The organism is Streptomyces sparsogenes subsp. cuspidosporus, from assembly GCF_039532705.1.
Taxonomy (GTDB): domain Bacteria; phylum Actinomycetota; class Actinomycetes; order Streptomycetales; family Streptomycetaceae; genus Streptomyces; species Streptomyces sparsogenes.
In genome coordinates this window covers 106,024-120,497 of sequence record NZ_BAAASD010000002.1, presented here as the reverse complement: position 1 = coordinate 120,497, position 14,474 = coordinate 106,024, and the positions used below count along the sequence as shown (strand labels likewise).

2 protein-coding genes (1 of these 2 running past the window's edge) are annotated in these 14,474 nt (G+C 76.2%); both read right to left on the bottom strand.

Annotated elements, in window-relative coordinates; translation table 11 throughout:
• Nucleotides 1-3: 3 nt before the first annotated feature.
• A complete protein-coding gene (locus tag ABFY07_RS03150) occupies nt 4-9,126 on the bottom strand; it encodes an SDR family NAD(P)-dependent oxidoreductase (RefSeq protein WP_346172935.1) in 9,123 nt (3,040 codons plus the stop codon).
• On the bottom strand, nt 9,123-14,474 hold the final stretch of the coding sequence (locus tag ABFY07_RS03145; RefSeq protein WP_346172934.1) for an amino acid adenylation domain-containing protein. Its footprint extends 18,237 nt past the window's final position; only the last 5,352 of its 23,589 coding nucleotides appear in the window; its start codon lies beyond the right edge, outside the window — the gene reads right to left on this strand; the stop codon is at nt 9,123-9,125. The genes ABFY07_RS03150 and ABFY07_RS03145 overlap by 4 nt, the downstream gene beginning before the upstream one ends.

The following is a 14,474-nucleotide window of genomic DNA, read 5'->3' as shown; positions in this document are numbered from 1 at the left end:
CCTTCAGCTCGCCGCGGCGCGCGGACGCCCGGTGGTCTCGGCCAGTTGTGCCCGGTTGAGCCGGAGCCGTTCCTCCTCGGTCGAGGCGGTCACCTTGCGCAGCCGGAAGAGGTGGTGCCGTATCCAGCCCCGGCGCAGCGGCTCGGCCAGGTCGGGGTCGGGCGCCTGGGTGTCGTGCGGGATGAGTTCGTCCACCACGAGCCGGTTCCGGGCGAACACCTCGGCCCAGGTGTGCGCCGTGGGGACGCTGATTCCGAGCCCGGGGTCGACCAGGTCGCCGCTCAGGGTGCACAGGAAGTCAGCCAGCAGGACCTGGCCGCCGTCCACGACGGCGGCGTCCAGGTTCGCGAACAGCGCCTGCTTGTCCTCGGCCCGCAAGCAGGCGCCGATGCCGAACGCCAGGTCGTAGTGGCCGGGGAAGGGTTCGGCGGGGTCCGCGTGGAACACCGCGGCCCGGTCCCGCAGGCCGCGCTCCCCGATCTCCCGGTCCGCGCCGTCGGCCAGTTCCTTGTCGCCGGTCACGCCGTGGACCACCAGGGCGGGGTGGGCCTCCGCGAGGTCGGCGGCGTCGCCCGCGCCACGGCAGCCGAACTCCAGCACCGCGCCGAGCCGGTCCAGGTCCTGACCGTCCAGCAGCAGTCGGCGGATCTCCTCCTGGGCGGGGGCCGGGGGTGCCGCGACCACCGGGGCCGGGGTCGGGGCGGGTGCCACGGCCGCCGGGGCCGTAGCGGGTGCCGCGGCCGGTGCGGGTGCCAGGGCTTGTGGCTCGGCCAGTGTGGGTGCCGCGGCCGGTGCGGGGGCCGGCGCTTGTGCCGCGGCCGGTGTGGGTGCCGGGGCCGGGGGCCTGCCGCCCTTGCGGGCGGCCGTGGTGAGCCGCTGCCGCAGATACTCCGCGAGCGCGCCGGGCGCCGGGTGGTCGAAGACCAGGGTGACCGGCAGCCGCAGCCCGGTGGCCCGGCTCAGCCGGTTGCGGAGCTCCACCGCGGTGAGCGAGTCCAGGCCCAGCTCGACGAACCCGGTGTCGGGCCCGACGTCCTCGGGATCGACCACCAGCACGGCCGCCACCTGTTGGCGCACCAGCTCCATGACCCGCGCCCGCTGTTCGTCCTCGGGCAGACCCGCGAGCCCGTCCAGGCCGCCGCCGGTGTCCGGCGCGGCGGCCGCCGACCGCGGCGCGGTCCGCACCAGCGCCCGGTGGATGGGGTGGCCGGTGCCGGACTCGGCCTGGGTCCGCAGCGCGGCCAGGTCGATGCGCATGGGGACCTGCAGCGCCTCGTCGGCGCCCCGGGCCACGTCGAACAGCGCGAGCCCCTGTTCGTCGGAGAGCCCCAGCAGACCGCCCCGGGTCATCCGGCCCGTGTCGCCCTCGGTGAGGTGCTTGGTGAGGCCGGTCGCCTGCTCCCAGTAGCCGTAGGCCATGGAGACGCCCGGCAGCCCCCGCGCCCTGCGGTGGTGGGCGAGCGCGTCCAGGAAGGAGCTGGCCGCGGCGTAGTTGGCCTGGCCGGGGTTGCCGAGCACTCCGGCGGCCCCGGAGAGGAACACGAACTGGGTCAGGTCCGTGCCGCGGGTCAGCTCGTGCAGATTCAGCGCGCCCTCGGCCTTCGGCCGCAGCACGTGGGCCAGCCGGTCGGGGGTCATCGCGTCGAACACCCCGTCGTCGAGCGCGCCCGCGGTGTGGATGACGGTGCCCAGCGGATGCTCGGCCGGGATGGCGCCGAGCACCTCGGCCAGCTTGTCGCGGTCGGCCGCGTCGCAGGCCACCACCGTGACCCGGGCGCCGGCCGCGGTGAGTTCCGCGGTCAGCTCGGCCGCGCCGGGGGCGTCGGGTCCGCGCCGGCTGAGGAGGACCAGGTGCCGGGCACCGTGTTCGGCCACCAGGTGCCTGGCGAGCATTCCGCCCAGGGTGCCGGTGCCACCGGTGATCAGCACCGTGTGCGACGGGTCGGGGCGCCGGGGCACGGTCAGCACGATCTTGCCCACGTGCCGCGCCTGGCTCATGAACCGGAAGGCCTCCGGCGCGCGCCGCAGGTCCCAGGTGATCCTGGGCAGCAGCTCCAGCACGCCCCGCTCGAACAGGTCCACGATCTCGGCGAGGATCTCCCCGATCCGCTGCGGCCCGGCGTCGACCACGTCGAACGCCCGGTAGCGGACCCCGAAGTGCCGGGTCGCGACCTGCTGGGCGTCACGGATGTCGGTCTTGCCCATCTCCACGAACCGGCCGCCGCGCGGCAGCAGCCGCAGCGAGGCGTCGACGAACTCGCGCGCGAGCGAGTTCAGTACGACATCCATCCCGCGGCCCTCGGTGCGGGCCCGGAACCCGGCCTCGAAGCCCAGGTCACGGGAGGAGGCGAGGTGGTCGTCGGGCACTCCCAGCGCCCGTACGGTGTCCCACTTGCCCTCGCTCGCGGTGGCGAACACCTCCGCGCCCACATGCCGGGCCAGTTGCACGGCGGCCATGCCCACCCCGCCCGCGGCGGCGTGGACCAGCACCGACTCACCGGCGCTCAGCGCGCCCATGTCGAACAGGCCGTAGTACGCGGTGACGAAGGCGACCGGGACCGTCGCGGCCTCCTCGAAGGACCATCCGGCGGGCATCCTGACCACCGTGTGGGCGTCGGCCACACACACCGGGCCCAGGCCGCTCGGGAACAGCCCCATCACCCGGTCCCCGACCGCCAGCCCGGTCACCCCGGGGCCGACCTCGAGGACCAGTCCGGCGCCCTCCGCGCCGAGCGTCAGCTCCCCCGGGTACATGCCGAGCGCGCCCAGCACATCGCGGAAGTTCAGCCCGGCCGCGCGCACCTCGATCCGTACCTGCCCCGGGGTCAGCGGCGCGTCGGCGGCGGGCCAGGGCAGCAGCGCCAGGTTCTCCAGGGTGCCCGCGCCCGTGGTGTCCAGCCGCCACGCGCCGCCGCCCGGGGGCGGCACCAGCGTGCCGTCCGAGCCGACCGGGGCCAGCCGGGGCACCAGCGCCGCTCCCCCGCGCAGCGCGAGCTGCGACTCGCCGGCCGCCACCGCGGCCGCCACCGCCCCCGGCAGCGCGGCCACCGACGCCTCGTCACCGTCCAGGTCGACCAGCAGCAGCCGGTCCGGGTTCTCCGCCTGTGCCGTACGCAGCAGCCCCCAGACCGGGGCGTGCACCAGGTCCGTGATGTCCTCGCCGACACGGACGGCCACCGCTCCCCGGGTCACCACCACCAGCCGCGCCGCGGCCTGCGCCTCGTCCGCGAGCCAGCCCTGCACCAGGTCGAGGGCGCGCGCGGTGGCGGCCCGGATCCCGGCGGCCAGGTCCGCCTGGTCCGCCGGGTCCGCCGGGTCCGCGGGCCGCTCCCCGGTGGCCAGCGACATCAGCGCCACGTCGGCCGCGTCCTCGGACACGGTGGCGCCGGCGCGGCGCAGGGCGGCCCCCAGCCGAAGGTCGTCCGGGCCCGGCAGGGACCAGGCGCCGTCCCGCCCGGCCACCTCGGCGAGCGCGAGCGCGGTCCAGTCCAGCCGGAACAGCGAGTCGTGCGGTGCGGCCGTGCCGGCGGTGCCGGTGCTGGTGCTGGTGCTGGTGCTGGTGCCGGAACGTTCGCCGGACACCGGGTGTTCGCCCGAGACGGGGCGCAGCACCAGCGAGTCCAGTGCGGCCACCGGCCGTCCCGCGCTGTCGGCGACCTCGGCCGAGACCGCGTCGGTACCGGCCGCCGTGAGCCGCACCCGCACCGCGGCGGCCCCGCGCCCGAACAGCCGCATCCCGGACCAGGAGAAGGGCAGCAGTCCGCCGCCGTCGCGTACGAAGCCGCCGAAGCCCATCGCGTGCAGGGCCGAGTCCAGCAGGGCGGGGTGCAGACCGTAGCGGGCGGCGTCCGGAGCGTCGGCGATCTCGGCCTCGGCGAACACCTCGTCGCCGCGCTTCCAGACCGCGCGCAGCCCGCTGAACGCCGGGCCGTAGGCGTATCCGGCGTCGGCCATCGCCCGGTAGTAGCCGTCCACCGGCACCGGCTCCGCGCCGGCGGGCGGCCACGCGGTCAGATCGGGGCCCGTCTCCTGCTCTCCGGCCCCCAGCAGACCACTGGCGTGCCGTGTCCACGGCCGCTCCGCCGCCTCGCCCGACGGCTCCTCCTCCGCCCGTGAGTACACCTCCACCGGGCGGCCACCCGTGGCGTCGGGCGCCCCGACGGTCACCTGGAGCCGTACCGAGCCGCGCTCGGTCAGGACCAGCGGGGCCTGGAGGGTCAGCTCGTCCAGCCGCCCGCAGCCCAGGTCCCGCCCGGCGTGCAGCGCCATGTCGACGAAGGCCGTGCCGGGGAAGAGCACCGTGCCGGACACCGCGTGATCGGCGATCCAGGGGTGGGAGGCCAGCGACACCTCGCCGCTGAACACCGCCCCTCCGTCGGCGAGCGGCACGGACGACGTCAGCAGCGGATGGCCGTCCGGCGCCTGCGCGGCCGGGTCGGCCGGGAGGAGGGCCGTGGTGGCCGGCTCGGCGGGGAGGGGGGTCGTGGTGGCCGGGTCGGCCGGAAGAGGGGTCGTGGTGGCCGGGGCCCCCCTCGCCGGCGCGGGCCGGGCCGGGGTGCCGGCGGCCGTGGCGGCGGGAAGCGGCGCCGGGGCGGACTCGTCCACCCAGCAGACCTGGCGCTCGAACGGGTAGGTCGGCAGCCCCGGCACCCGGCCGGGTACGTCGTCGCCGTACAGCTCGCTCCAGTCGACCGTCGCCCCGTGCGCCCACAGGCTCGCCACCCGGCCGAGGTCGCGCTCGCGCAGCGCCGCGTCAAGCTCCGCGGCCTTCACCCGCCCGGCGGTGGCGGTGACCACCGCGCTGCCCGGGCGGCCCCGGCGCCAGCGGGTGAGCTGCCCCAACAGCTCCTCGGCGCCCTTGACGACCACCGCCAGCCGGTGCGTCAGATCCACCCGGCCGACCTGGAGCGTGTGGGCGATGCCCGCGAGGTCGACCCGGGGGCCGCCGCGGAGGAACTCGATCCACTGGTCGACATAGACGCCGAGCCGCTCCTCGGTGTGCGCCGACAGCGTGAACACCACCGGCCCGCGCACGGCCGCCCGCGAGGGCGCGGGCTCGGGCGCCTCCTCGAGGACGACATGGGCGTTCGTCCCGCCCCCGCCGATCGAGGTGATGCCCGCCCGGCGCGGCGCCGGGGTGCCGTCCACGACCACCGGCTCCCAGGGCACGGCGCTGCCGGAGAGCTCGAACGGGAGCCTGTCGAAGTCGATGGCGGGGTTGAACTCCTCGGGCAGCCGGGTCGGCGGCAGGGTGCGGTGCCGCAGGGCCAGGACGACCTTGAACAGCTGGGCCATGCCCGCGGCTGCCTCGCCGTGCCCGATGTTGGGCTTGACCGACCCCACCCCGAACCGCCCGCTGGCGCCCGGCCGCTCGTCGAACGCCTGGGTGAGGGCCGTCATCTCGACCGCGTCGCCGATCTCCGAGCCGTTGGCGTGGGCCTCCACGTAGCCGACCGTCCGCGGGTCCACGCCGCCGTCGCGCAGCGCCTCACGGATCACATCGGCCTGCCGCTGCGCGCTGGGGCTGGTGAACCCGATGGTCCGCCCGTTGTGGTTGACGGCCGTGCCGCGAATGACGGCCCGTATCGGGTCGCCGTCGCGCAGCGCCTGCCGCAGCGGCTTGAGCAGCACCGCCGCGACGCCCTCGCCCGGAACGATCCCGTTGGCCTCCGCGCCGAAGGACCCGCACTCCGAACGGTCGGACAGCAGCCCCACGGTGCCCAGCTCGACATAGGTCGAGGGGTGCAGATAGAGGTTCACCGCTCCGGCGAGGGCCAGTTCGCACTGGCCGGCACGCAGACTCTGCACCGCCTCGTGCAGCGCCACCAGGGCGGAGGAGCAGGCGGTGTCCACCGCCTTGCTCGGTCCGCCGAGGTCGAACTGGAAGGAGACCCGGTTGACCATGTCGCCGAAGGAGGTGCGCGGCATCTCCAGCCGCCCCTCCGCGCCGAGCCGGGTGAAGCCGTGCTTGGCGCCGCCCGCGAAGACCCCGATGCGCCGGCGCACCGGGGCGGGCAGCTTCGACGGGGCGTAGCCCGCGTCCTCCAGCGCCTTCCAGCACTCCTGGAGGAACAGCCGCACCTGCGGGTCGGTGTTGCGTGCCTCGTCCTCGGTGAACCTGAACAGGGCCGGGTCGAACTCGTCGAACCCGTCGAGGAAGGCACCCCACTTGGAGTGGCTCTTGCGCACCACGTCCGCGCCCTCGGGGCGGGGGTCGTAGTGCTCCCGCCAGTCCCAGCGGCGCGGCGGGACCTCGGTGACGACCGACCGGCCCTCCATGAGCAGGGACCAGTACCGGTCCAGGTCGGGGGCGCCCGGGAAGCGGCCGCTCATCCCGATGATCGCGACGGCGTCCGCCGCCGGGTCGTTGTTCCCCTCGCCCTCGTGCTCCTGGCTGTCCCGGTCCTCCCGGGGGGTCAGCTCGGCGGCCGGGGCGGGTTCGGGGGCGTGCTCCGCGGCGGGAGCGGGTACGGGGGCGGGAGCGGGCTCGGCGGGGGCGGCGACCGGGACGGGCCCGGCGGCGGGGCCCTGCCCGACGTACGCCCGGCACTCGTCCGGGAACCGATCGGCCAGGTGCTCGGCGACGCCCTCGACCTTCGGGAAGTCGAAGAACAGCGTCCGGGAGGCGGCCGGAAACGCCTCGCCCAGCGCGTGGTTCATCCTGGTCCGGGTGATGGAGTCGATTCCGTAGCGGTCCAGGTGGTCCTTGATGTCGAGGTCGGCCGCCGACGCGCCGATCATCTCCGCGGCCAGCAGCGCCAGCCGCTCCTCGACGGCAGCCGCCAGCCGCTCGGGAGCATACGGCTCGGCCCCGGCGACGGCTTCGGCCAGAGGCTCGGCGACGGGCTCGGCGACGGGCTGGGGCAGCGGCGCCGGGGCGGGCTCGGCGGCCGGTTGTGCCACGGGCCGCACCGCCTGCTGGGTGAACAGCTTGCCGTGCCGGTTCCTGGCGAACGGATAGCCGGGCAGCGGCACCCGGCGCCCCGGGCCGTCCTGCCGCGCCCCGCGCCAGTCGATCGGCCCGCCGCGCACCCACAGCTCGGCCGCCTGGGTGAGCTTGCCGCGGTCCAGCCATCTGCCCACGGCCTCCCGCAGGTCATCGTCGTCGTCGAAGAGCCGGACCACCTCGCTGTCGTGGTCCGCCCGCCCCAGCCGGCAGGTGTCGGGAAGCTCCTCCCCGGCCGCCACGGCCCGGAGCCCGGCGACCAGTTCCGTCAGGTCGCGCACGACGAACGCGGCGCGCGCCGGCAGCTCCGTCCGGCCCAGTTGAAGGGTGCGAGCCACATCGGCGAGCAGCGGCCGCCCGCCGGCGCCGGCGGCGCGGTCCTCGGCGCCGCTCGCTCGCGGTGCCCCGCCCGCCTCGGCGATCAGCCGGGCCAGTTCCCCGGCCGTACGGCCCTCGTGCGGGACGTCGGCGGCCAGCCGCACCCCGAACCGGGCGTCCAGCGCCTCGCCGATCCGGGCGAACTGCCCCGGCCGCACACCGTAGGAGTCCAGCGGCTCGTCCGGGTCGATCTCGTCGGCCGCGACGCCCAGGACCTCCGCCACCACGCCGCACACCTCGGCGGGCGCCACCGGTGCGGCGGCGGGCTCGGGCGCCTCCTCAGCCGTCGGGTCCAGGAACTCCGCCAGCACCCCGGCGTATTCGCGCAGCCGCTCGGGGTCGCGCGCCGACAGCGGCACGAGCCGCGGGCTGCCGTCGTCCGCGGGGGTCGCCTCGGCGGCGGTCGGCTGATACTGCTCGACCACCGCGTGCACATTGGTCCCGCTGTGCCCGAAGGAGTTGACCGCGGCCATCAGCGGGGCCCCGGAGTCGCTCTGCCAGGGCCGCGCCGCGTCGTCCAGGACGAAGGCCGAATCGGCCAGGTCGATCAGCGGGTTGAGCCGGCGCAGGGTCGGCATGCCGACCAGGCGGCCGTGGCGCATGGACAGCAGGACCTTGATCAGCCCGACCAGCCCGGCGGCGGCGCCCGTGTGCCCGATGTGGGACTTCGCGCTGCCGACCGCGCAGAACGCCCGCTCGCCGGTCAGCCGCCGGAACGCCCGCACCAGCGCGTTGGCCTCCACCGGGTCGCCGAGCGGGGTCGCGGTGCCGTGGGCCTCGACGTATCCGACGCGCTCGGCCGGAATGCCGAAGCGCCGGTAGACGTCGAGGATCAGCTCTTCCTGTGCCGCCCCGTTCGGCGCGGTGATGCCGTTGCTGGCGCCGTCCTGGTTCATTCCGGTCGCGCGGACGACGCCGTGGATGTGGTCGCCGTCGGCCACCGCGTCGGCCAGTCGCTTGAGCACCACGACGGCCACGGCCTCGGAGTAGACGGTGCCGTCCGCGTCCGCGTCGAAGGTGCGGCACTGGCCGGTGGGTGACATCGCGCCGCTCTGCAGCAGCAGGTCGAGACCGCGCCCGTCGAGGCCGGCGTTCGCGCCGCCGACCAGCGCCAGGGAGGACTCGCCCGACCGCAGGCTCTGGCAGGCCAGGTGCAGGGCCGCCAGCGAGGACGAGCAGGCGGTGTTGACCACCAGCGCGGCCCCGCGCAGGTCGAGGAAGTACGACAGCCGGGACGCCACCAGGGCGTCGGAGGCGCCGGTGAACGACTCGTGCGGATAGCTGGTGGGCTCGGCGCCGACGAACAGCCCGGTGCGCGAACCGGCCAGGGCCCTGGGGTCGATCGCGGCGTCCTCCAGCGCGTGCCAGCTCTCCTGCAGCAGCAGCCGCTGGTGGTGGCTCATCAGGTCCGCCTCGTGCGGGCGGATGCCGAAGAACTCGGGGTCGAAGCTGTCGCGCTCGGCGAGCACCCCGCCCCAGCTGTAGGCGTTCCGCTCCTCGGGGGCGAGGTAGTGGTCGGGCAGCTCGCCGTACCCGACGCGGCCCTCGGCGAGGTTGCGCCAGAACTCGCGGACGTCCACCGCCCCCGGGAACTGCCCGGACATGCCGATCACCGCGATGTCCAGCGTCCTGGGGCCCTCGGCCGGCCCGGGGGCCGCGTCCTGCCCGGACGACGCCGGAGCCGTGGGGCGGCCCGGGTCCTGCGCCGGGCGCCGCGCGGCCAGCAGGTCGCGCGCCTGCTCCGCGCCGACCGCTCCCCTGGCGTACCGGTCGAGGATGTCCCGGAACTCTGCGGTGCTCATCGTCGCTCCCTCGTGGCCAACTCGGCGTCGAGCAGTTCCAGCACCTCCGCGGCGGAGAGCTCCCCGGCCGCGAAACGTGCCTCCAACGTCGCGATCAGTTCGTCCGGCGCCGCCGGATCGCCGGTGCCGCCGGCCGGCGGCTCCTCGCCGGACCCGGCCCCCGGCTCGTCGAACCCGGCCGCCGGCTCGTCGGGGCCGACCAGTTCGACCAAGTGGTCCGCCAGCCGCTCGACGGTCGAGTACTCGTACAGGGCGGCCGCGTTCAGCTCCACGTCCAGCTCCTCGCCGATCTGTGTCACGAACGTCGAGCCCGTGATCGAGTCGACGCCCAGGTCGGAGAAGGCCACCGAGGGCGAGAGGTCCCCGGCCGGCACCCGCAGCGTCCTGGCGAGCCGTTCGACCAGCAGCCTCCGGATCGCCCGGCGCCGCTCGCCGTCCCCGGCCGGGCCGGCGCCGCCCGGCCGGGCGGGGGCCGCCGGCGCAGGGGCCGCCGGCGCGGGGGCGGTGGTGGGGGCGGCCGGGGCGGGGCGGACAGCCGGGGCCCGCATGGCGACGACCTGGCGGTACCGGCCCCCGCGCAGCAGGCGCACGGCGGTGTCGAAGCAGGCCGCGCCCTCGTCGTCGTCCAGGAAGCCCAGCGTCGGGTAGTCCCGCGCCGCCTCCCCGAACGAGGCCCGCCAGGCACCCCAGTTGACGATGCCGACCGGGAACGCGGAGCGTGGGCCGACGCTGCGGGCGAACGCGTCGGCGAAGGTGATCCCGGCCGCGTACGCCGCGTGGGTGCCGGCCCCGCCGAAGGCGAAGGCCTGGGCGGAGGAGAAGTAGCACAGGAAGTCCAGCGGCTCCTCGGCCACGGCCTCGTACACATGGCGGCTGCCCGCGGCCTTGACGTCGAAGTGCTCGCGGAACTCCGCCTCGCCGAGCGCGGTCAGGTCGCCCGGGCCCCCGGTGATCCGGGTGGCGCCGGCGAACAGCACGCCGTGGAGCCCGCCGAGCGCGGCCTTCGCCGCGGCGATCGCCTGCCGCGCCTGCCCCGGGTCGGTGACATCGGCCTGTACGTAGCCGATCCGCCCGCCCTCCAGGGCCTCCCGCACCGCCGGGTCGCTCTGTGGCCTGCGTCCGACGCAGACCACCTGGGCGCCGTGGCGCTCGATCAGATGGCGGCTGACGATCCGGCCGACGAAGCCACTGCCGCCGACCACCACGTACTTGCCGCCCGGCCGTATCCCCGGCAGCCCCGCGTCCGCCGCCTCGGCCGGGTCGACCGGGCGGACCTCCTGCCGGTACCGGCGCCCGCCGCGCAGCGCGACCAGGTCGCCGCCGGGGGCCGGGGGTTCGGCGGCGACCGCCGCGGCAACCTCCGCCCGGCCGGCGGGCGTGGTCAGGTCGGCGCCCGACACATCCAGGTTGCGCACCGCGAACCGCCGGGAGTCGCGGGCCAGGAAGTAGACGAGACCGGCCAGGCCCGCGCCGCGCGCCCCGCTGGGCTCCCCGGCCACCGACTGGGTCTCCTGGGTGACGACGCTCAGGTCCGTCGGGCGGTCGGCCTCCAGCCGGCTCAGGGCCTTGACCAGCCGGAGCAGGGCCAGTTCGTGCTCGGCGGCGGCGTCCCGGCCGATCGGGCCCGCGCCCACCACGAGGTGCACCCGATCCGGTGCCGGGCCATCTGGGCCGTCCCAGGGCAGCGGTGCGCCCAGCGCGCACTCGGCCACCTCGGAGGCGTCACCGACGCCCCGGTAGTGCTCGGCCAGCGCCAGTGCCAGCGGGGTGCCCGTCTCCTCCGCGACGATCAGCACCCTGCGCGGCGCACGCGCGGGGGCCGGTGCGGGGGTCGACTCCACCCAGCGCACCACGGTCAGCAGGCCCGGCGGCGGGACCACCGGGGCGACGGCCCCGGCGACCGGGGCGGCACCCGCAGCCGGGGCGGCACTCGCGGCCGGGGCGGCACCCGCGGCCGGGGCGGCACCCGCAGCCGGGGGCGTGGTGTGCGGGACCGTGGCGGCGGGCGCGGCCGGCGACGTGGCGTGCGGGACCGTGGCGGCGGGCGCGGCCGGCGGCCGCCCCTCGTCCTCCCCGCGCCCCGCCGGGATCCAGTGCCGCTCGCCCGCGAACGGGTAGGTCGGCAGGCTCGTGCGGCGCGGCCGGCCCGCCCCGTCCGCCCCGTACAGCGCGGCCCAGTCCACCGCTCCGCCCTCGGCCCAGCGCCGGGCCGTCTCCCCCGGCTCCGTGCCCGACGGCCCGGGGCGCGCCCCGGAGACGGCGAACTCGTCGAGCCGCGCCACGAGTTCGGCGACGTCGCGCACCACGAAGGCGACCCGTACGGGCCACTCGACCCGGCCGACCTGGAGGGTGTGGGCGACATCGCGCAGCGCCGGCCGGGCGGTGCCCGCGGTCAGGGCGCCCCGCAGCCGCGCGGCCATCTCCCGCAGTTGGTCCTCGGTGCGCGCGGACAGCGGCACCACGGCCGGGCCTTCGGCGAGGTTTCCGGCACCGGCGGGCTCGGGGGGCAGGTACTCCTCCAGCACGATGTGCGCGCCTGCTCCGGTGGCGCCGAAGGAGCTCAGGCCGGCGCGCCGCGGCCCCTCGGGCGGCGCGGGCCACGCGGTGGTGTCGCGCTGCAGCCGGAAGGGGGTCTCGTCCAGCCTCAGCAGCGGGTTCACGGTGTCCGCGTGCAGGGAGGGCACCAGCGTGCGGTGGTGGAGTTGCAGCACCGCCTTGGTCAGGCCCGCGATCCCGGCCGCCGACTCCGCGTGTCCGATGTTGGACTTCACCGAGCCCAGCGCGCAGAACCCGGTGTCCGAGGTGTCCTTGGCGAAGGCGGCGGTCAGCCCCCGCACCTCGACCGGGTCGCCGAGCGAGGTGCCCGTGCCGTGGGCCTCGACGTAGCCGATCGAGCGGGCGTCGACGCCCGCCGCGGCCAGGGCGGCGGAGACCACGGCGGCCTGTCCCACCGGGCTGGGGACGCTGAATCCGCTGACGGCCCCGCCGTGGCCCACCGCGGTCGCCGCTATGACGGCGTAGATGTGGTCGCCGTCGGCCTCGGCGGCGGCCAGCGGCTTGAGCACCACCGCGCCGACCCCCTCGGACGACACATAGCCGTCCCCGCCCTCCCCGAAGGAGCGGCAGCGGCCGTCCGAGGAGTGCATGCCGACCGTGCCGTACGTCCGGTACTTCCCGGGGTGCAGCGAGAGGTTGACCCCGCCCGCGAGCGCGACCTCGCACTCCCGGCGGCGCAGGCTCTCCACCGCGAGGTGCAGGGCGGTCAGGGAGGAGGAGCAGAGCGTGTCCACGGTCATGCTCGGGCCGTGGAAGTCGCAGAAGAAGGAGACCCGGTTGGCGATCTGGCCCTGGTTGAGGCTCAGCGGAACCGGCTCAGGCGCCTCCGCGGCCACCAGGGTGTAGTCCTTGTGCATCACCCCGGCGAACACGCCGACGGCGCGGCGCCGGTCGGGCCCGGTGGCCCCGGCGAGCGTGGCCGGGGTGTACCCGGCGTCCTCGATGGCCTCCCAGCAGGTCCGCAGGAACCACCGCTCCTGCGGGTCGGTGATCTCCGCTTCGGGACGGGAGATCCGGAAGAAGTCGGCGTCGAACCGGTCGACGTCGTCGAGGAACCCGCCCCAGCGGGACACCCGCTCCCCGGCGGGGGTCCGCCAGCGCTCGGCGGGCACCTCGGCGACGCTGTCCCGGCCCGCCTTGAGGTTGTCCCAGAAGGCCGCCAGGTCGGGCGCGCCGGGGTAGTGCCCGGCCATGCCGACGATCGCGAACCGCTCGGCGCCCGGCGCCGGCAGCCGGCGCCGGTTCAGCCTCGGGCGCTCCAGCGGCCGCCGGGTGGCGGCGCCGGCGCCGCCGGCGGCCAGGACGGCGTGGGCGTTGGTGCCGCCGTCCGCGAAGCTGGACACGGCGGCGACCAGCGGCGCGTCCGGCCAGGGGGTCAGCTCGCGGTCGAACCTGAGGGGTGTGGCGCCCATGTCGAAGTGGGCCGGCGGCTGCTGACCGCTCAGGAACGGCACGATCCGGCGATTGCGCAGCATCAGCACGGTCTTGATGACCCCGGCGATGCCCTCCGCGCACTGCGGGTGGCCGATGTTCGGCTTGACCGACCCCAGGCTGCACGGTGTGTCGGAGCCGTTCCGGTAGACGGCCTGGATCGCCTTCAGCTCGATCAGGTCGGGGACGGCCGACCCGGCCGCGTTGGTCTCGATGTACGTCACGTCGTCGGCGTCGACACCGGCCCGGGCCAGCGCGGTGGCCATGACCCGCTGCTGGGCCGCCGGGTTCGGGGTGGCCGGTCCGGCGGTGCGGCCGTCGTTGTTGACCGCCACCGCCTTGATCACGGCGTGCACCTGGTCGCCGTCCGCCTCGGCGGCGGCCAGTGGCTTCAGCAGCAGGACGCCGACGCCCTCGGCGGGCGTGAAACCGCGGGCCCGCCGGTCGAAGACGTGGAACTCCGGCTCCTGGTTCAGCAGCCCGCGCTGGTCGAACAGCCGGTGTCCGCCCTCGTCCGGCAGCAGGCCGATCCCGGCCACCACGGCCGCCTCGGCGTCACCTGACCGGAGGGCCTGGACGGCGTGGTGCATCGCGACCAGCGCCGAGGAGCACGCGGTGTCCACGACGGTGCTCGGGCCCCGCAGGTCGAAGTAGTGGGACAGGTTGGCGGCCAGGTAGTTCTGGCCGATCGCGACCACCGGGTTGCGGCTGCGGGCCAGAACCTGCTCGCCCGGGTCGTGCCGGGTGCGGCCGCCCACGTACACGCCGATGTCGCGCCCCTTGAGTTCCTCGGGGGCGTATCCGGCGTCGGCGAACGCGAACAGCGTCTCCTCCAGCAGCAGCAGCGCCTGGGGGTCCATGGCGGCGGCGTCGCTGTCGGAGAGGTGGAAGTGGCCGGGGTCGAACCCGTCGATGTCGATCAGGCCCGCGCGGTACCCGGTCGCCCGTCCCCAGCGCCGGGCGGGCACCGGGGCGATCGCGGAGCGGCCCTCGCTGAGCAGCCGCCAGTAGGCGTCCAGGTCCCTGGCGCCGGGGAAGCGGCCGGACATCCCGATGATCGCGACGGCGGACTCGTCGCCGGCCGTGCGCCCGGCCGTCGGCCGGGCCGCTGCCGTGCCCGCTGCCGTGGCCGCTGCCGGGGCGGCTTCCGGGGTCGCGGTGGGCACGGTCATGGTGGCGGCGGCACGGGCGGGACGGCCTGCGGCCGGTACGGCGGCTCGTACGGACGCCGCCTCCCCTTCCGTACCGAAGCCTTCCGTACCGAAGCCTTCCGTACCGAAGCCTTCTGTGCCCAAGCCGTCCGTGCCCAAGTCTTCCGTGCCGAAGGCCGCCGCCAAGGCCTGGCCGTGGTTTTCGGCCAG

Bases quoted from the DNA above. Each gene is read 5' to 3' on its own strand.
- ABFY07_RS03150 (WP_346172935.1), bottom strand. From the start codon at position 9,126: ATGAGCACCGCAGAGTTCCGGGACATCCTCGACCGGTACGCCAGGGGA.